Raw genomic sequence first — 354 nt, 5'->3', positions numbered from 1 at the left:
CAACTCGAAGCCTGGAGTGACCGCGTGTTGGATGCCGAGACATTAGCCGAGGTATTTGAACTATAGGGCTCGTTTCTTGATTGCCCGCATGTCGGATGAACTGCGCCCGCTGCGAAGCCCTTCGTCGACCCGCGCTTGCAAGCTGGCAATTTTTTGGGCTTTTTCCTGATCTTTTCGGATCAGATCCCGCACGTAATCGCTTGAATTGCTATATTTTCCGGTTTTGGCCTGCTGCTCTACCCATAATTTCATCGAGTCAGGCAAGGATACGTTCATGGTAGCCATAGTGATGCCTCCTGACATGACAGCGTCTTGCTGTTGGCAAAGGTTGTCAAGAGCGAAGATCTCGCCGAG

General features: G+C 51.7%; 1 protein-coding gene. It reads right to left on the bottom strand.

All coding sequences use genetic code 11. The annotated features are described in order from the left end of the window. Positions 1-60: 60 nt before the first annotated feature. Positions 61-354, bottom strand: a 294-nt coding sequence (locus tag B3520_RS14375) for a type II toxin-antitoxin system ParD family antitoxin (RefSeq protein WP_286876346.1), incomplete at its 5' end; no start/stop codon positions are given.

Origin of the sequence: Marinimicrobium sp. UBA4509, assembly GCF_002388575.1 — a bacterium.
Lineage (GTDB): Bacteria > Pseudomonadota > Gammaproteobacteria > Pseudomonadales > Cellvibrionaceae > Marinimicrobium > Marinimicrobium koreense.
The sequence above is the reverse complement of the archived record's forward strand: the minus strand, read 5'-3'. Positions and strand labels throughout refer to the sequence as shown.